Annotated in this window: 18 protein-coding genes and 1 riboswitch; of the genes, 5 read left to right on the forward strand and 13 right to left on the reverse strand. The window is 36.2% G+C overall.

Annotation, left to right across the window (positions count from 1 at the left end):
• Positions 1–3 precede the first annotated feature (3 nt).
• Positions 4–1,269 carry a putative DNA modification/repair radical SAM protein gene (locus tag A9G12_RS07285; protein ID WP_065565189.1) on the reverse strand — a complete coding sequence of 422 codons (1,266 nt, stop codon included), beginning with the start codon at positions 1,267–1,269 and terminating at the stop codon, positions 4–6.
• A 270-nt stretch (positions 1,270–1,539) separates the two neighbouring features.
• Between A9G12_RS07285 and fabB the strand changes: the two genes are divergently transcribed.
• Positions 1,540–2,751, forward strand: coding sequence for a beta-ketoacyl-ACP synthase I (gene fabB / locus A9G12_RS07290; RefSeq protein WP_065565190.1), 1,212 nt, complete (start codon positions 1,540–1,542; stop codon positions 2,749–2,751).
• A 129-nt stretch (positions 2,752–2,880) separates the two neighbouring features.
• On the opposite strand, the gene A9G12_RS07295 is transcribed toward fabB, so the two are convergent.
• From A9G12_RS07295 to A9G12_RS07305, 3 genes are read right to left on the reverse strand one after another with little or no spacing between them, the layout of a single operon-like run.
• A complete protein-coding gene (locus A9G12_RS07295) occupies positions 2,881–3,609 on the reverse strand; it encodes an amino acid ABC transporter ATP-binding protein (protein WP_065565191.1) in 729 nt (242 codons plus the stop codon).
• A complete protein-coding gene (locus A9G12_RS07300) occupies positions 3,596–4,357 on the reverse strand; it encodes an amino acid ABC transporter permease (RefSeq protein WP_065565192.1) in 762 nt (253 codons plus the stop codon). The genes A9G12_RS07295 and A9G12_RS07300 overlap by 14 nt, the downstream gene beginning before the upstream one ends.
• Positions 4,358–4,369: 12 nt before the next feature.
• Positions 4,370–5,152 carry a basic amino acid ABC transporter substrate-binding protein gene (locus tag A9G12_RS07305; RefSeq protein WP_065565193.1) on the reverse strand — a complete coding sequence of 261 codons (783 nt, stop codon included), beginning with the start codon at positions 5,150–5,152 and terminating at the stop codon, positions 4,370–4,372.
• 259 nt (positions 5,153–5,411) lie between these two features.
• Here A9G12_RS07305 and asnA point away from each other — a divergent pair, with 259 nt between their 5' ends.
• Positions 5,412–6,404, forward strand: a complete 993-nt coding sequence (gene asnA, locus A9G12_RS07310; protein WP_065565194.1) for an aspartate--ammonia ligase — start codon at positions 5,412–5,414, stop codon at positions 6,402–6,404.
• Positions 6,405–6,466: 62 nt separating this feature from the next.
• Here the strand turns inward: asnA and tenA are convergent, their stop codons facing one another.
• The 6 genes from tenA to A9G12_RS07340 form a co-directional block, all read right to left on the reverse strand.
• Complete coding sequence (gene tenA, locus A9G12_RS07315; RefSeq protein ID WP_065565195.1) at positions 6,467–7,129, reverse strand: thiaminase II; 663 nt, start codon at positions 7,127–7,129, stop codon at positions 6,467–6,469.
• 45 nt (positions 7,130–7,174) lie between these two features.
• Positions 7,175–7,264: riboswitch (TPP riboswitch) on the reverse strand.
• A 92-nt stretch (positions 7,265–7,356) separates the two neighbouring features.
• Positions 7,357–7,752 carry a DUF1161 domain-containing protein gene (locus A9G12_RS07320; RefSeq protein ID WP_065565196.1) on the reverse strand — a complete coding sequence of 132 codons (396 nt, stop codon included), beginning with the start codon at positions 7,750–7,752 and terminating at the stop codon, positions 7,357–7,359.
• A 156-nt stretch (positions 7,753–7,908) separates the two neighbouring features.
• The gene (locus A9G12_RS07325; RefSeq protein ID WP_065565197.1) at positions 7,909–8,133 is read right to left on the reverse strand and encodes a hypothetical protein; all 225 of its coding nucleotides are present in this window, start codon (positions 8,131–8,133) and stop codon (positions 7,909–7,911) included.
• 494 nt (positions 8,134–8,627) lie between these two features.
• Positions 8,628–8,891 (reverse strand): SWEET family sugar transporter, encoded by a 264-nt coding sequence (locus A9G12_RS07330; RefSeq protein WP_255306600.1) that lies wholly within the window; start codon positions 8,889–8,891, stop codon positions 8,628–8,630.
• 94 nt (positions 8,892–8,985) lie between these two features.
• Complete coding sequence (gene fucO / locus A9G12_RS07335; protein ID WP_065565198.1) at positions 8,986–10,137, reverse strand: lactaldehyde reductase; 1,152 nt, start codon at positions 10,135–10,137, stop codon at positions 8,986–8,988.
• A 113-nt stretch (positions 10,138–10,250) separates the two neighbouring features.
• Positions 10,251–11,138, reverse strand: a complete 888-nt coding sequence (locus tag A9G12_RS07340; RefSeq protein WP_065565199.1) for a dihydrodipicolinate synthase family protein — start codon at positions 11,136–11,138, stop codon at positions 10,251–10,253.
• Between the two features lie 216 nt (positions 11,139–11,354).
• On the opposite strand from A9G12_RS07340, the gene A9G12_RS07345 reads away from it, so the two are divergent.
• The gene (locus A9G12_RS07345) at positions 11,355–12,110 is read left to right on the forward strand and encodes an IclR family transcriptional regulator (RefSeq protein ID WP_065565200.1); all 756 of its coding nucleotides are present in this window, start codon (positions 11,355–11,357) and stop codon (positions 12,108–12,110) included.
• Positions 12,111–12,162: 52 nt separating this feature from the next.
• Here A9G12_RS07345 and A9G12_RS07350 read toward each other — a convergent pair whose 3' ends face one another.
• Positions 12,163–13,383: an MFS transporter gene (locus tag A9G12_RS07350; RefSeq protein WP_065565201.1), complete on the reverse strand. Its 1,221-nt coding sequence runs from the start codon at positions 13,381–13,383 to the stop codon at positions 12,163–12,165.
• Between the two features lie 33 nt (positions 13,384–13,416).
• Positions 13,417–14,820 carry an aminotransferase-like domain-containing protein gene (locus A9G12_RS07355; RefSeq protein ID WP_065565597.1) on the reverse strand — a complete coding sequence of 468 codons (1,404 nt, stop codon included), beginning with the start codon at positions 14,818–14,820 and terminating at the stop codon, positions 13,417–13,419.
• Between the two features lie 166 nt (positions 14,821–14,986).
• On the opposite strand from A9G12_RS07355, the gene pdxS reads away from it, so the two are divergent.
• Together pdxS and pdxT are read left to right on the forward strand one after the other, a co-directional pair.
• Entirely contained in the window at positions 14,987–15,874 is an 888-nt protein-coding gene (gene pdxS, locus A9G12_RS07360; RefSeq protein WP_065565202.1) for a pyridoxal 5'-phosphate synthase lyase subunit PdxS, read from the forward strand.
• On the forward strand, positions 15,874–16,473 hold the full coding sequence (pdxT, locus tag A9G12_RS07365; protein WP_065565203.1) for a pyridoxal 5'-phosphate synthase glutaminase subunit PdxT: 600 nt from the start codon (positions 15,874–15,876) through the stop codon (positions 16,471–16,473). The genes pdxS and pdxT overlap by 1 nt, the downstream gene beginning before the upstream one ends.
• 106 nt (positions 16,474–16,579) lie before the next feature.
• On the opposite strand, the gene A9G12_RS07370 is transcribed toward pdxT, so the two are convergent.
• Positions 16,580–17,950, reverse strand: coding sequence for an FAD-binding oxidoreductase (locus A9G12_RS07370; protein WP_065565204.1), 1,371 nt, complete (start codon positions 17,948–17,950; stop codon positions 16,580–16,582).
• Positions 17,951–17,952: the final 2 nt, after the last annotated feature.

Here is a 17,952-nt window from a genome sequence, read left to right on the forward strand (position 1 = left end):
TGATTACCACCCCATTACTAACTGTTGTGGCATATTTGCTGGTTTGGCTGCAAGTAATGGCTTTTCTTGTAGAGAAAGTCGAATATACTCAGCCGAAGAATCCAGTAATTTGAATTGATCCATTTCATAGCAAATAATAAAAAATTGGGCTCGTTTTAGTACTACACCGATTCGTCTAAGTGCTTGTAGATTCAATTTACGATGCCTTCTAGCCATGACAATTAATTTAGCCGATTTAACCCCTATGCCAGGTACACGCAAAATTTTTCGGTAACTATCTCGATTCACATCAACCGGGAAAAATTGCGGGTTGCGGATCGCCCATGATAATTTTGGATCTACAGTTAGATCCAAATCTGGGTGCTGTTCATTTACTATTTCATTGACATCAAAGTCATAAAACCGCAATAACCAATCGGCTTGATACAAGCGATTTTCCCGAACTCTTGGCACTTCTTGTACTACCGGTAACCGTTTGTCATAACTGTTAACCGGGATAAAACCAGAATAATATACCCGTTTCATACTAGGTCTTTTATACAGTTTGGCGGTTAATTGTAAAATTTGCTGATCGCTTTCGTCGGTAGCACCAATAATGACTTGGGTACTTTGCCCTGCCGGTACAAATTTCGGGGTCGATTTGATCTTTTTACGATCTTCAATATTTTCCAGTAGGTTTTGTTGAATATGACGCATGGGTTGGTAGATACTTTGATGATCTTTATCTGGCGCTAGTAGTTTAAGATTTTTTTCGGTAGGGATTTCTAAATTAACACTCATTCTGTCAACCAGTAGTCCTGCTTGGCTAATAAGCTCATTACTAGCTCCTGGGATTGCCTTCATATGGATATAGCCGTTGAAACAATATTCATTACGTAATATTGTTACCGCACGAATCATTTTTTCCATAGTGTGATCTGGCGTTCTAACAATGCCAGAACTTAAGAACAGGCCTTCAATGTAATTGCGACGGTAAAACTCAATAGTTAGTTCGGCTAATTCTCGCGGTGTAAATCCTGCTCGAGGAATATCATTACTTTGACGATTTATGCAATATGCACAGTCAAACATACAATAGTTAGTGAGCATTATTTTAAGTAATGAGATACAACGCCCATCAGCAGTAAAAGTATGACAAAGTCCCCAACCATAGGCACTGCCAATCCCTTTACTTTTATTGTTGCGTGAGGTACCACTTGAAGCACAAGAAATATCATATTTAGCTGATTCAGCTAAAATTTCAAGTTTAGTCATTATATTCTCATTCATTGTTAATTGCCCAAATAACTGTATTTATATACAGCATTATAGCTGGATTTTTTTTGGCCGCAAGTCATTAAAAATAACAATTTATTCCAGCATCATTTTAGAAATAGCCACCAACCATGAACAAGTAATATACAATTTATTGTAAAAAAGTAATAAATAACATCACATAAGATGAATAAATAGCTGATAGGTATTGTTCAGCTTACAAGTGTAAGCTATAATCTCAACAATTTTCATATAAAGCCAGATAACTTAGGAGTAGGTCATTAAATGAAACGTGTTGTAATCACAGGTTTAGGGATTCTGTCAAGCATCGGCAATAACACTAAGGAAGTGTTAGAATCGCTAAAAATAGGTCGTAGTGGAATTACTTTTTCACAAGAAATGAAAGATAGCGGGATGCGTAGCCATGTGTGTGGTAATGTAAAATTAGATACCACTGGGCTAATTGATCGTAAAGTTGTACGCTTTATGAATGATGCTTCTATTTATGGTTATTTAGCTTTACAGCAAGCAATCGAAGATTCTAAGTTAACTCCTGAACAAGTATCTAATCCACGCACCGGTTTAATCGCTGGTTATGGCGGTTCAACTAAAACTCAATATGCTGTTGTTGCAGGTATGAAAGAGAAAGGTTTACGTGGTGTTGGTCCTTATGCAGTAACTAAATCAATGTCTTCAGCAATCTCTGCTTGTTTAGCTACACCATTTAAAATTAAAGGTATTAGCTATTCAATGACGTCTGCATGCGCAACCTCTGTTCATTGTATTGGTCACGCAGCTGAGCTAATTCAGTTAGGTAAACAAGATGTGGTTTTTGCTGGCGGTGGTGAAGAACTTTGTTGGGAAATGTCGTGTGAATTTGATGCCATGGGAGCATTATCAACCAAATATAATGACACGCCAGAAAAAGCATCTCGAGCTTATGATGCCAATCGTGATGGTTTTGTTATCGCTGGTGGTGCTGGTATGGTCGTAGTAGAAGAGTTAGAACATGCACTGGCACGTGGTGCTCATATTTATGGAGAATTAGTTGGTTATGGAGCCACATCTGATGGTTATGATATGGTTGCCCCATCTGGTGAAGGAGCAATGCGTTGTATGCAACTTGCTATTCAAGACTTAGATGTGCCCGTTGATTATATCAATACTCATGGAACATCAACTCCTGTGGGAGATGTTAAGGAGTTATGGGCCATTAAACAAGTTTTTGGTGACAATATCCCAGCTATCTCATCAACCAAATCAATGACAGGTCACTCATTAAGTGCCACGGGTGCACAAGAGTTAATCTATTCACTATTAATGTTAGAACATGGCTTTATTACACCAAGTATTAACATTGATGAACTTGATGAAGCAGCTGTTGGTATGAATATTATTACTGAACCTACCCAACGCGAATTGACTACTGTTATGTCAAATAGTTTCGGCTTTGGTGGAACAAATGCTTCAATTGTGATGAAAAAATACAAAGCATAAATTAATGACTCCTTAAAATAGCTAAAAAATAAAAACCGTTCTAAATTGAACGGTTTTTTTATAGCGCAATCAATTTAAGTAAGTAGTAACATCAATCTAACAATATCAACATTAAGCTATATTACATTTTTAACACGACAACACTTTACTTAAAAATAACTGTGTTCGTTCGTTTTGAGGATTATTAAATATCTGTTCAGGTGAACCTTGTTCTTGAATAATACCTTGATCAATAAAAATAACCCGATCAGACATCTCTCGAGCAAAACCCATTTCATGAGTGACAACAATCATCGTCATCCCCTCTTGTGCAAGGGATTTCATTACTGCCAGCACTTCACCAACTAATTCAGGATCAAGTGCCGAAGTCGGTTCATCAAATAACATAACGGTTGGATCCATCATTAACGCCCTTGCGATAGCAACACGTTGCTGTTGACCACCGGACAGTTGACTTGGATAAACATCAATCTTATCAATCATCCCTACTTTTGTTAACAACTGCTCAGCTTTAGTAATGGCTTGGTCTTTCGCCATTTTTTTTACATCTCTTGGAGCTAAAATTAGATTTTCAAGTACGGTCATATGTGGAAAAAGGTTAAAACGCTGAAACACCATTCCCACAGATTCACGTAATTGGTTAATATTGGTTTTAGGATCGTGAACTTTAAAACCATTAACTTCAATCTCTCCTGAAGTAATATCTTCTAGTCCATTAATGCAACGTAAAAATGTACTTTTACCTGAACCAGATGGACCTATGACTGAAATGACTTCTTGTTCTTGAATATCACACGAAATACCACGTAACACATGGATATCACCAAATTGCTTTTGTAGATCTTTAATGTGAATCACTTTTACCTAACCTTTTTTCTAAGTATCTAACCAAGAGAGATAGTAAGGATGTCATTATCCAGTAAATCAAAGAAATAACTAGATAAGGTTCAGTATAAGAACCATAAGCGGCACCAGATGTTCTAGCAGCAAAAGCAAGATCAGCAAGACCAATTGCTGCTCCTAATGACGAATCTTTTAAAATAGCAATTGCATTATTACCTAAAGGTGGAAGCATACGTCGAAATGCTTGCGGTAATATGACCTTTCGCATAGTACTGCCATAACTCATTCCTAATGAACGCGCAGCTTCCATTTGCCCTTTATCAATTGATTGAATCCCCGCTCTAAAAATTTCCGAAATATAAGCTCCGGCATTCAATGTAATTGCAGTTACGCAAGAAATAAATGCCCCATATTGAGAACGTAATAAGCGAGCCGTTTCAACAGAAATAAAATTATCAGATACTAACATCCCATCACGTGGATTAATTAAAAATGGCATTAAAACAAAATGAACCACCATAATTTGTACAAATAACGGTGTGCCACGAAAAGCGCTTACATAAATTTTGACTGGCCACTGGACACAAAAATAAAGCGCATATTTCCAAAAACCATATTTGGCATAAGCGGTTCGTCCGATCCCTAACATCAACCCCCATAATGTACCAAAGATGACACAAAATATTGTACATTGAATCGTCATCCTAGCCCCTTCTATAAACAGGGGCATGTACTCAGAAATAATATCCCAATTAAATGCCATGAGTTATCCAAGTTACTCTTTAGATTCTAACGGTAAAGAAGGAACACTACTATCAAACCACTTGGTATAGATCTTCGCATAGGTACCATTCTCAATAACTTTTCTTAGTCCGGAATTAATAATATTACGTAGTTTGTCGTTTCCTTTAGCAACCGCAATACCAAAATATTGCGACTCAAAATTATTATCCGAAACTAAACTAAACTCTTTACCTGGATGCATTTTAATATAAAATTTTACTACCCCAACGTCACCTACTGCTGCATTGATACCTTCTTCATATAATTCTTGCAACAACAGTGGCGTATTATCAAAACGTTTAATGGACGTACTATTTTTACCTAAAACCTTTGAAACAACCACATCAGCAGTACTACCATTTACCACACCAACAGTCTTATCACTTAAATCAGTTATAGCTGCTATTTTGGAATCTTTCTGCGTGACAATAACTTGCTCAGCAGGGAAATAAGGTAAAGAAAAATCTACAGATTTTTTACGTTTATCAGTAATAGTAATTCCTGAAATAATAATATCGCGTTCACCATTATCCAAAGTTGCAAAAATACCTTCCCATGGTGTATTAATTAATTTGATTTTAAAATTTTCAGCCTGTGCTATCGCTTTAATCAGATCAATATCGAAACCTTCTAGCTGCTTATCACTATTTTCATATTCAAATGGTCGGTAGGTGCCTCCAGCACCAACAACATAAGTCGGTTCATCAGCATAAGATAAGAACGTTGATAATAATAAAACACTAGTTAATATTAATGAAAAAAAAGATTTGATCATTTGAGGCCCCATTTAGAAATAAATCAAGGGAATATGATAGCTTTTGAAGAAAATAATGCAACTGATTATTAACCAACATTGGTTTTATATACTTAATAAACAGCTACAAATTGCATATAACATATTGAAGCATCCGAAAACTACCTTCAAAATTGTTTTAAAAAATTCTCATTAAAAGAGAAGTTATTACTAGCTTGCATATTTTTATATTCTAGTTTACTTTAGCAAACGTCTGTTAATAATTATTTAAAGAGTCAATATGTCTATATCATTCAAAGAACAACAACAACGAATTAGTTTTGTAAAACATTTTTTTGCCGAGCAATTAGCTGAAAATTTATCACTAATTGAAGTACAAGCACCATTATTAAGCCAAGTTGGCGATGGTATTCAAGATAATTTATCTGGAACTGAGAAGGCAGTTCAAGTTAAAGTGAAAGCCATTCCTAATGCCCAATTTGAAGTGGTGCATTCACTGGCTAAATGGAAACGTAAAATCTTAAGTGATCATCATTTTGCTGTCGGTGAAGGGCTGTATACTAATATGAAGGCGCTGCGCCCTGACGAAGATCAACTATCACCTATTCATTCCGTTTATGTGGATCAATGGGATTGGGAAAAAGTGATGCGCCCACAAGATCGCAACTTAACTTACTTAAAACAAACCGTAGAGAAAATCTATTCAGCTATTAAAACTACCGAAAAAGCAGTATCAGAAAGATACCATTTACCTCGTTTTTTACCAGAAACAATTACTTTTATGGATAGTGAACAACTATTAAAACGTTATCCTGACTTGTCACCGAAAGAACGTGAAAATGCGATTACTAAAGAGTTAGGTGCTGTATTTTTAATTGGCATTGGTGGCAAATTATCTAATAATGAAAAACATGATGTTCGCGCACCAGATTATGATGATTGGAGTAGCGATAACGAATTAGGATCACAGGGATTAAATGGTGATATTCTTGTTTGGAATCCAGTGTTAAATAGTGCATTCGAAATTTCTTCTATGGGGATCCGCGTTGATCCAGAAACATTAAAACGCCAACTAAAAATTACTAACGATGAAGCTCGCTTACAATTTGCTTGGCATCAAGCATTAATCAATGGTGAACTGTTGCAGACTATTGGTGGGGGCATTGGCCAATCACGTCTAACCATGTTATTGTTACAACAACAGCATATTGGCCAAGTACAAGCAAGTGTTTGGGATGATTCAATCAAGCACAATTATCATAATTTATTGTAATTAAGTTATCCAATCAATCTTTCCCATTATTTTAGTTATGGGAAAGATTAACTTGCTAGTAATTAATAACTTTTATCTAGTCCCATTTGCCAAAAACCAATCTCAAGCTTAGTTGCATTGCGAAAAATTGTACTTAATTGCTGAAAACGTCGATGATCAATAGTTTCTAAATGTTGATTAAGCCAATCTATTTCTTGTTGCATAGTTTGTTTAAATTCTTTAGTAGCATACATTTCAATCCAACTTTGATAAGGATTGTTATGTTGTCGATACCAAGTTTGTTGTTTAACCCAATCAACTATCATGCCATAGCCGATTAGACAAGGAGCTAAAGCTATATGTAAATCTAATAATCCACCTTGTTGACCTATATCTAACACATAACGGGTGTAAGCCATATTCGCTGTAGCTTCAGGGAGTGTAATCAGTTCATGTTCAGTTATATCCCATTGTTGGCAATACTTAATATGCAAATCAAGTTCAACTTCGACAATTGTTTTTAAGCTAACTAATGTTTGGCGGATCTCAAAAAAATTACGGCTTTTATAAATAGCTAATCCCCAAGCTCGTGAAAATTGAATTAAAAAAAGGTAGTCTTGTTTTAGATAGTGTTGAAAACAGGATTTATCTAATATACCTTTAGCTAATTGTTGAATAAAATCATGTTGAATATAATTATCCCAATCGACTTGGCAGGATTCGATTAAATGATGAAATGCGGGCATAAATGCTCCTCTATAGTAAAAAAGGAGTAGCCACAAACTTATAACTGCAAGTTTATTTTATACTCCCTTCGTCGGTATTAACCAAATCAGGTTCAACGGATATAATCTCAGCCAATGGCACCCCGGATAAAATTAACAATGGATAAAATTAATAATTAAAAATACTATAAGTAATTATAGTTTATTAACCCATATTAAATCAGTAAGACTAATTTTAGTAACCCTTCTTAATTTTGCGTCGGAGCAGGAGTAGATTCAGCTTCCGGTTGTGTATTAGATTCTACAGCTGGTGCTTCCGATTTTGGCTCTTCAGCTTTTGATTGTTCCACTGGCTGCGCTGATTCGGCAGGGGTTGCGGCTTTACTTTTAGTTGCTTTAGTTGAAGTAGATACACCATCTAAACGTACATAAACAATATTTTGCTGACCGCGATCACATGATCCAACTATTTGACCTTCAATTTGTTGAGACTGGTCGGCAGGAACAAGCTTTAATTGGAACAGCGATGACTGCACACCATTATTTTGGATTTTTTCGGCGATATTACCACTGATTTCTTCACAATTTGAAGCAGCGGCAACCATTGGTAGGCTTAACAATAAAACAGAGACTAGCTTTTTCATACGTTTTCCTTTTCTTATAAATGACGTTAATATCAACAGCATTATAAGACTATTAGTAAAACTGTCTATATACTTTTAGCTAATGATGAAAAAATATTTACCTTACTATAAACATATACAATCTTGTTAAGCTAATCTGCTAAAATTGAGCTTATTTTATTTTTGCTGATCTTCTAATAATTTCAATTTATTCAATATCCAAGAGCGAATATCTGCAAGATCTTCTGCCGATAGGCTATTCACAAAATCACGCTTTTCATGCAAGGTGTTTCGATCTTCTTCGGTTAAAACTACACCTTTTAAATTCAATAAAACTTCTTTACGGTACATTGAATAAATAAAGTCTTTTATTAAATCATCTGAAAGATTAATTTTGGTCATAAATTTCCTTCCTTATATTAGTAAACTTACTTATTCAACCATTAACAAGTTAAAAACTCTTTAACTTATAGTAAGGTAGTATTAGTAGGCTTAAACCGCAATAAATATCTTAATTTTTCGATAATCAATTGCTATCGATTAAAAAAGATATCTTTTACTATAATATGTTCTCGAGTCCATTACAATGGCAGAAACTAGAAATTGAATTTTTCTGGTTATTGTGAACAAGAAATTATTCACCGAACTATTTGATAAGTATTTAACAAAGCTGTTGATAACTCAATAACACCTTAATTATTAACATTTTATTTTGAAGATTAAATAATAACCCACCTTGAATTCAATCCGCTTTTATTGGCAAAGTCAAGAATAACATCATGTAAAAATGAATTAAATTAGCGAAAATTTGCTGGTAATAAAAAGAAAAATAGCTATAGAGAAACCATAACTAGTCTCCCTATAGCTAAAATTTAATAAATGAAATAAGTTAAAAATTATAATGCGGTTAAAAATGCTATAAAAGCACAAATAACACCGGGTATATTAGCAATCACAATAGGCAAATCTTTTTTTTCTCGAAAGAATCCATAGCATACCCAGAGTGTACAGTTAAATGCAGCCGCTAATGGTTGCGTTGGATTAGATTTAAAACCTTGTAAATTATCAAATATTTGAGGTATATAAGAAACATACATGCCTAAAGACGCAATAGTTGCAATTATACCTAAATAATGAAAAGCCTTAGCTGAAAGTTGCACAATCAACCTGCCTAATAGAAATATATAAGTGGCATAAATCTAGCATACATCCCATAGAAATAAAACTATGGGATGTTAAGATTATAGAAAATTATTAATAAATAGAACGATAAAGGGCTTCGATCTCTTTAAGGTTAGTATCTCGTGGGTTACCGCCTGTACATACATCAGCCAATGCTGCTTTTGCAAGTTCAGGAATATCAGACTCAACTACACCTATTTCACGAAGTGTTGGTGGGATGCCAACATCTTTATTAAGCTGTTTTACTGCTTCAACGGCAGCGTTACGCGCTTCGTCTACAGACATTTTTTCAGTATTCTGAACACCCATTGCTTTAGCAATAGCACGGAATCTATCACCTGTAAATTCAGCATTATAAGCCATAATGTGTGGTAATAACACCGCGTTAGCAACCCCATGTGGAGTACCATAAAATGCCCCTAATGGGTGAGCCATACCATGCACTAAACCAAGGCCTACATTAGAAAATCCCATACCTGCAATATATTGACCAAGTGCCATATCCTCTGCACCTTTAGCCTCTCCTTTAACAGAACTTCGTAAAGCACGGGAAATTATTTCAATAGCTTTAAGGTGCATCATATCAGAAAGTTCCCAAGCACCTTTAGTAATATAGCCTTCAATTGCATGTGTCAATGCATCTACACCAGTTGCCGCTTTCAATTTAGCAGGCATTGAAGCCATCATTTCTGAATCGATAATTGCTACAATTGGAATATCATGAGGATCAACACAAACAAATTTGCGTTTATTTTCTTCATCGGTAATTACATAGTTAATGGTTACTTCAGCAGCAGTACCTGCTGTGGTTGGAATTGCTATAATTGGCACACTTGGATGTTTAGTTTGTATGGCACCTTCTAAACTACGAACATCGGCATGTTCAGGATTATTAATTATAATACCGATGGCTTTAGCGGTATCTTGCGGTGAACCACCACCAATCGCAATTAAATAATCAGCGCCAGATTTTTTAAAGACTTCAACCCCTTTTTTCACCACAGCTATACTAGGATTAGGAATGACTTCATCATAAATTTCATAATTGAATCCTGCTTTATCTAATAAATCTGTCACCTTGGTAGCCACTTTGAATTTAATTAAGTCCTTATCGGTAACTACTAGTGCTTTTTTGAAATGTCTTTTTTTGACCTCATCAATTAAATGCTTAATTGAACCTTCTCCAAAATAAGAGGTTTCATTCAAAATCATACGATATGTCATTTTTTATTACTCCTTGTACAGATTTAATTTGCAAAATATGTTTATTAACCAGTTAGTGATAATCAATCTTTTCTAATTTAGATAGTGTTATGAAATCACAGTTAATTTATTTATCACTTGAATAATTTTTTTACATTCTTTATTTGTTCAGAATTTAATTTGCCACCAAAATTCCTAGATCTTGGTTTTAAATAACCGTATTTTTCGGCAACCGCAGTTTTAATAGTGGTTACAAAGTCATCACCAATATTATAAATATTAGATAAACGACTAATTTCTTTATGTAAGCGTGATACTTCTTTAAAATCGTTTTTATTAAACGCTGTCATCACATTAGCAAAAAGTTCAGGAACAACATTATTTAATCCAGATAAAACACCTGCACCACCATTCATCAAATTAGGCACAAAATATTCATCAAAACCAGAAAATACCGAAAAATCCTTACGAATTGCTTGAGTTGCCAATACTATAGAGCGAGTATGAGAGGCACAATCAACAGTATCTTTAATACCTATAAACTTAGGAAAATCAGTCGCTAATCTGGTTACTAATTTAGCATCAACATCGCAACCAGTTCGTGCTGGGAAGTTATAAATAAACCAATCCCCTGAAAATTTCGAATCTAAGTGTTTATAATATTCATATAATTGATTAGCTGTTTGTGCAAAATAATAATGTGGTAATGCCATTACAGCCGGATAGCCTGCATCATAGGCGGCATCAGCCAGACGGATCATGTCATCAACAACAGTAGTCGAAACATTGACAATTAAAGGCAAATCGGTAAATTGATGCGCTTGTTTAATAATTTCTAAGCGTTCATTAACACTTAAAGTCACAAATTCACCAATGGTTCCCATCACTAAAATCCCATTGATTTTGGCATCAGTTAACATTCGGTAATGTTTTTCCATTGCAGTAAAATCAACTTTATTTTTTGTATTAAATGGAGTTATAGCCGGACAGATAGCACCACAAAATTTTGATGATTTTTTCATAATAAACCCTTTAACAAATTTAACACCAGTATATTGATATTAATTTCAGTATAATATTGTTATTTCAATATCCGACTTATTCTCTAATAACTCAATATTATTTTTCATAATGTGTGATGCAGATCAAATATTAATAATTATTATGATTAAATTATCATTGTTGATTAACTAAAAGATATTTATACTTAAATTAATCTCAATATATTGGTGTAAAAAATGACAACGAAAGTAGTGACTCAAGCCCCTGCCATAGATAAAGCAACGCGTATTTTTCATTTTATTGCCGAAAATGGAGGTGCCACCTATACGCAAATTTACCAAGGATTATCATTACCACAAAGCTCAACCTCGGCGTTATTAACTAGTCTGGTTGCCAATGGTTTACTACGGCAGAATGAAAATAAATACTATTTAGGACTTAATTTTTATGAGTTTGGTAATAAAGCTATTGCGCAATTCAATATTAAAGATTTAGCGATTGAGCCATTGTCATTTTTACGTGATAAGACTCAGCTTGCATGTCATTTAGGTATATTAGATGGTAGTTTTGCTATATATTTAGCTAAAGTAGAAAGCCCCAATGCCATTCAAGTTAAAAGTTGGTTAGGTCGAAAACTTTCATTACATTGTTCGGCATTGGGCAAAGTATTATTAGCATGGTTACCCGAACAGCGAGTAGATGATCTGTTTCAAGATGAAAATCTACCCATAAAAACCCAAAATACGATAACTACCAAAACAGCTTATAAACAAGAACTAGCTAAAGTTAGGCAACAAGGTTGGGCTTTTGATGATGCAGAAGATTTTGATGAAGTTACCTGCTTAGCCGCACCTGTGTTTGATAAGCATGGTAATGTTATTGCAGCAATTAGTACTTCTGGTGTCCGCTTCCAAATGCCTAAACAACGAATTAATGAGTTTGTGCAATATCTACTCACCGCAACGAAAATGCTTAGCAATAAAATTAAATAATAATTTAAACTTTTCCTATCTATATTAGGCTAGGAAAGTTTTAATGCAGTTTTTAGTTTAATACGCTTTGTTTGGTTTCTTTACCTAACACAATAATGGCTGCAATTGCGATCAGAATGGACACACTAAATAAGCCAAAAATTGTACTCACAGCCACATTTTTGGTCATCAATAATCCAACCATTAGTGGTCCTAAAATGCCACCTATACGACCAATTGATGCTGCCATGCCCGAACCTGTCGCCCGGATATTAGTGGCATATTGTTCAGGGGTGTAGGCATACATTGCTCCCCAAGCGCCTAAATTGAAAAATGACAGTAAAGCACCATAAATCAGTAATTGATTGGCTGATTCAGCTACCCCAAACAGATAAGCACTAACTAAAGTACCTAGTAAATAAGTAACTAATACCCATTTGCGCCCTACTCGTTCAATTAACCACGCAACTGAGAAATAACCAGGTAATTGAGCAATAGTCATGATTAAAATATATTCAAAACTTTTCACCATATTAAAGCCTTTCATCATCATGACACTTGGTAACCATAAAAACATGCCATAGTAAGAAAAGACTACACAAAACCATACAATCCATAACATTAGGGTACGTTTGCGAAATTGTTGGCACAATAACAAATTTATTTTAGTTATAACTGACTCTTTTTTAGCCACGCTATTTAGCTGATTGTAAGTTGGCGAATCCGGTAAATTAAAGCGTAAATACAGGGCATAAAATGCCGGTATTGCACATAAAATCATAGCACCACGCCAACCAACTGTTGGTAATGGTATTAAGAAATAAGCAATCAATGCCGCTAGTACCCAACCCACAGCCCAAAAACTTTCCAGAAGCACAACAATACGCCCACGCACATTAGGTGCCACGCTTTCACTGACTAATGTAGAAGCCACCGGTAGTTCGCCACCTAAGCCCATACCAATAAAAAATCGTAAAATTAACAGGCTACTCAGTCCCCAAGCAAAAGCACTTAAACCGCTAGCAATACTAAACATTAATAAAGTGAATAAAAAGGCAGATTTACGGCCTTTTTTATCCGCATAAATACCAAACACAAAGGCACCAACGGCCATGCCAACTGAATTGACACTACCAATCCAACCTAATTGTGCTGGTGACAATCCCCAATCTTGCTTTAATGCCGCTAAAATGAATGACAGCAAACCAACATCCATCGCATCAAACAGCCAACCGGTACCTGCAACCAGCAATAGTTTATTGGTGGATAATAATGTTGTTTTAAGATTTTCCATAATTAATCAAGTTACCTAAGTAATTAATGTCAGCTATAAAAGCAGATTCTGATCGAAATGTCCATAACTTAAGCGTATCTTACCAAGCTTATCTCCAAAATCAGCTCCTTGCGATACAATGATATTGTTGGTAAGCAGCTGATTTAACAATATTGCTTCCTGCTGCACACTAGTTATGGGCAGATGTGCATATAAATGCAAACCACCTAAAGGTTTAGAATAATTTATTTCATCATGAAAATAACGATCAAGCCAACTCATTAATTGCTGTGCTTTGAGTTGCAATTGTTGCCGCAATAATTGTTGATGGCTAATATAGTGATTTTGTAAGTATTGTTGTGCTAATAATTGTGGCAAAATACTTAAGCCCGAATCAATATGTTGGCGTATTTTAGCTAAATTTTCAATAACCTTATGCGGGGCAATCATCCAACCCACACGAATATTGCGTCCAATGTACTTAGACAATGAACCCAAGTAAATCACTTGGTTATCATAATCAAATTTTTTAATGGGAGTTATGGCTAAATTAGCATCGAAGGCTAAACCGCTATAAGCGTCATCTTCAACAATACCAATACATTGTGATCGGCAAAAAGCCAAAACCGCTTGTTTACGTGCCTCACTCATTACCGAACCAGTTGGATTTTGAAAAGTAGGATTTAAAAATAACCATTTAACTTGATGCTGTTGCACTGCTTTTTGTAAGCTGTCTAAGGTAATTCCTTGATCATCACATTCAATACCATATAGTCGCAAACCAGAAGCTTGAAATAAAGGCAGTGAATAAAAATATGAAGGTGATTCAATACCGATTGGATCACCGGGTTTGAGCAAACCTTGAGTAATCAAAAATAACGATTGCTGAGTTCCTGAAGTGATTAGAATTTCACTTTCAGCAACCACCATATTAAAGCTATGTTGCATATAATCAACAATTTGTTGTTTGAGTGCAGGCAAACCTAGCTGTAACTGATCGCTATTTTTTTCATACATAACCAGTTCATGTGACGACACATTAGCTAACCGTAATTTTGGGATCATACTGGTGGGTAAATCACCATTAGCCAGATCGCAAATTACACTACTTTGATTGCGCAATTGATCGGCTTTTTGTTGATAAAGCGATTGCTTATTTTGGTAGAAATGCGCCGGTAAACGCCAATTTATGGTCGAGCTCGCTTGAACGCCCCATTTTTTATCATTAACAAAGGTTCCACTACCGACTCGCCGCAGCAAGATGCCACGTTCAGTCAATATATCAAGCGCATGCACCACTGTTGAACGGTTAATGTTCAGGTTTTTAGCTAGTTCCCGTTCCGACGGCAAACGTTCGCCGGAGATTAACAATCCCTGCTCAATATACTGTTCAACCAGCGCAATTAACTTCTCAAACAGAGTTCCATCAAAAGCGATTAATTTTTGTCTATTCCACATAAAAATTACAACCATATATACTAAAACGTATATCACTCCTGAAACATCTTTACGTTTTTATAAAATTGGATGGCTACATTATAGTCCAATTGGCTGTTTATTGCTGTAATTTATTTTTGAATAATAACCCTCGGAAACACTAACAATAATTAATTAGGAGTGAAAAATGAATCAAGTTACAGGTACACAAACGGTTAAACGCGGTATGGCACAAATGCAAAAAGGTGGAGTGATTATGGATGTGATTAATGCAGAGCAAGCTAAAATTGCCGAACAAGCAGGAGCCGTAGCGGTGATGGCATTAGAACGTGTGCCTGCTGACATTCGTGCTGCCGGTGGCGTTGCCAGAATGGCTGATCCTTCAATTGTTGAACAAGTCATGCAAGCTGTCACTATTCCGGTTATGGCCAAGGCGCGAATTGGGCACATCGTCGAAGCGCGTATTTTAGAAGCTATGGGCGTTGATTATATTGATGAAAGTGAAGTATTAACCCCTGCTGACGACCAATACCACTTACTTAAAAACGAATTCGTAGTGCCATTTGTATGTGGTTGTCGAGATCTAGGCGAAGCTTTACGTCGGATTGGTGAAGGCGCCTCAATGCTACGCACTAAAGGTGAACCCGGCACTGGTAACATTGTTGAAGCAGTGCGCCATATGCGCAAAGTAAATGAACAAATTCGCTTGGTAACCAGTAAATCTAATGATGAACTTATGACATTAGCAAAAGAAATAGGTGCTCCATACGAATTAGTATTACAGGTCAAACAGCTAGGTAAATTACCGGTGGTGAACTTTGCTGCTGGTGGTGTGGCTACTCCAGCTGATGCCGCATTGATGATGCAACTTGGCGCTGATGGTGTGTTTGTAGGGTCAGGTATTTTTAAATCGCAACAACCAGAAAAATTTGCCAAAGCGATTGTACAAGCCACCACTTATTTTGATGATTATCCACGTTTAGCTGAGCTTTCTAAAGGATTAGGTGATGCTATGAAAGGGATTGAAATTAGCCAATTAGCAGCATCTGAAAGAATGCAAGATCGGGGTTGGTAATGGCACAATTATCTCAGCATAAAACCACAAAAAAAATAGGGGTTTTAAATCTGCAAGGAGCTGTAAGTGAGCACCTTAATGCGCTCACCAATATTGCTAATGTGCTCGCCGTTGCGGTTAAAGATGCGGTGCAATTGGCAGACTTAGATGGTTTAGTGATCCCGGGTGGTGAATCTACAGCCATCAGTCGCTTGATTAACCAAAATAACCTAACTCTAGTTATCAAACAAATGGCACTCCAAGGCAAAGGTATTTTCGGCACTTGTGCCGGATTAGTGCTTTGTGGTTCCTCCACACCACAAAATGAGGTTGAACAACTTAAGTTGATCGACATTAGTGTAGAGCGCAATGGCTTTGGGCGACAAATTAATAGCTTTGAAACAACTCTTGATATAGCTCCTATCGGTAAACAAATTCCAGCTATTTTTATTCGCGCACCTTATATTGTAAAAGCAGGTGATCAAGTTAAGCAATTAGCTTTTGTCGACAATCATTGTGTAATGGCACAACAAGATAATGTGCTGGTATGTTCTTTTCACCCTGAACTAACATCTGATAACCGCATCATTCAGTATTTTGTCAATTGCTGTTGCAGCTAATGCTAAGCGTAACTAATTGAGTGGGACTTAATTGTTAGAATAATCTTAAGACACAGCTAACTAAACAATAGTTAGCTGTTGGTTTCATCCTTAAATACATCAGCAGTTATTTTTGAGTTACATAAACCTGATTATTAAGGATATTATTAGGATCGAACTGCTGCTTAATCAAGCGCATCAACTGCCGATTAGCCTCAGGAATAGCCGCATTAAAATATTGCACTTTAGCAGTACCAATACCATGTTCGGCTGAAGGTAGTCCCCCTAATTCATGGCATTTTTGATAAATAGCATGATGAATTAGTGCCAGCGTTTCATGCCATTGGCTTGCATCACGACCATCACGCAATATACATAAATGAATATTACCATCGCCAGCATGACCAAAGGCTAACATTCTTACCCCGGTATCTAATTCTAACTGTTTAGTATAATTGATAAAATCGGCAATACGGTTAATTGGCACTACCGTATCAATCGGATCTTGTTCGGTCACCGCTTCAACGGCGCGCACTAACGAGCCACGTACACTCCAAATTTGCTGTGCTTGTTGCTCAGTTGCCGCTATAAAATAATCACGACCGCCTAAATTAGCCAGTAATTGCTGGCGTTGCTGAGCAATCATTTGCTGATCGGCACCATCTAACATAATAATCAAATAAGCGTGGGAGTCAGGCAGCGGGAATTGAAAACCCGAAAATCGTTCGCCCCATTCGGCAACTTTGCGTTCCACAAATTCCAGTGCCGTTGGTGTTAAAGTATGCAAGATGGTAGTAATACTGGCAATAGCTTGTTCAATGCTATTAAAACCGACAATTAAGGTTTCAAACACTTTCGGCTTAGCAATTAATTTCAAAGTACATTGGGTAATAATGCCTAAAGTGCCCTCGCTGCCAATAAACAACTGCTTTAATGCCAGCCCGGTATTATCCTTAACATTCTTGCTACCAATATTTAATACCCTGCCGTCCGCCATGACCACTTCTAGCGCTTGCACATAATCACGGGTAACCCCATATTTCACCGCCCGCATGCCACCAGCATTAGTGCTAATATTGCCGCCGATGGTTGAATTTTTAGCTCCAGGGTCAGGAGGATAAAACAAATCGTGTTGCTCCACAAATTGTTGTAAATCCTGCAATAACACCCCTGGTTGCACAGTAATGGTAAAGGTGTCTTTATCCAACTCAATAATCTTGTTCATCAAAGATAAATCAATAATGATGCCACTATCCGGAATGGTGGAACCGACTAAATTAGTGCCGGCGCCACGAGTAGTAATGTTGATACCATTTTTATTAGCATATTGGGCAATTTGCGCCACTTCTTGAGTGGTTTTTGGGTAGACTAATACATTGGCTTGCCCATATTTTAGTTTTAAACCATCACTAAGGTGTAATTGTGGAATATCATTTTGCCCAATAACCCGTTTATCATCATTAATAATACTGGTAATAATATCTGTAATTGTGTTCATGT

Source organism: Gilliamella sp. wkB112, from assembly GCF_001690685.1.
Lineage (GTDB): Bacteria > Pseudomonadota > Gammaproteobacteria > Enterobacterales > Orbaceae > Gilliamella > Gilliamella apicola_J.

Coding starts and splice junctions, on each gene's coding strand:
- A9G12_RS07285 (WP_065565189.1), bottom strand. CDS start 1,269: ATGAATGAGAATATAATGACTAAACTTGAAATTTTAGCTGAATCAGCT.
- fabB (WP_065565190.1), top strand. CDS start 1,540: ATGAAACGTGTTGTAATCACAGGTTTAGGGATTCTGTCAAGCATCGGC.
- A9G12_RS07300 (WP_065565192.1), bottom strand. CDS start 4,357: ATGGCATTTAATTGGGATATTATTTCTGAGTACATGCCCCTGTTTATA.
- A9G12_RS07305 (WP_065565193.1), bottom strand. CDS start 5,152: ATGATCAAATCTTTTTTTTCATTAATATTAACTAGTGTTTTATTATTA.
- asnA (WP_065565194.1), top strand. CDS start 5,412: ATGTCTATATCATTCAAAGAACAACAACAACGAATTAGTTTTGTAAAA.
- tenA (WP_065565195.1), bottom strand. CDS start 7,129: ATGCCCGCATTTCATCATTTAATCGAATCCTGCCAAGTCGATTGGGAT.
- A9G12_RS07320 (WP_065565196.1), bottom strand. CDS start 7,752: ATGAAAAAGCTAGTCTCTGTTTTATTGTTAAGCCTACCAATGGTTGCC.
- A9G12_RS07325 (WP_065565197.1), bottom strand. CDS start 8,133: ATGACCAAAATTAATCTTTCAGATGATTTAATAAAAGACTTTATTTAT.
- fucO (WP_065565198.1), bottom strand. CDS start 10,137: ATGACATATCGTATGATTTTGAATGAAACCTCTTATTTTGGAGAAGGT.
- A9G12_RS07340 (WP_065565199.1), bottom strand. CDS start 11,138: ATGAAAAAATCATCAAAATTTTGTGGTGCTATCTGTCCGGCTATAACT.
- A9G12_RS07345 (WP_065565200.1), top strand. CDS start 11,355: ATGACAACGAAAGTAGTGACTCAAGCCCCTGCCATAGATAAAGCAACG.
- A9G12_RS07350 (WP_065565201.1), bottom strand. CDS start 13,383: ATGGAAAATCTTAAAACAACATTATTATCCACCAATAAACTATTGCTG.
- A9G12_RS07355 (WP_065565597.1), bottom strand. CDS start 14,820: ATGTGGAATAGACAAAAATTAATCGCTTTTGATGGAACTCTGTTTGAG.
- pdxS (WP_065565202.1), top strand. CDS start 14,987: ATGAATCAAGTTACAGGTACACAAACGGTTAAACGCGGTATGGCACAA.
- pdxT (WP_065565203.1), top strand. CDS start 15,874: ATGGCACAATTATCTCAGCATAAAACCACAAAAAAAATAGGGGTTTTA.
- A9G12_RS07370 (WP_065565204.1), bottom strand. CDS start 17,950: ATGAACACAATTACAGATATTATTACCAGTATTATTAATGATGATAAA.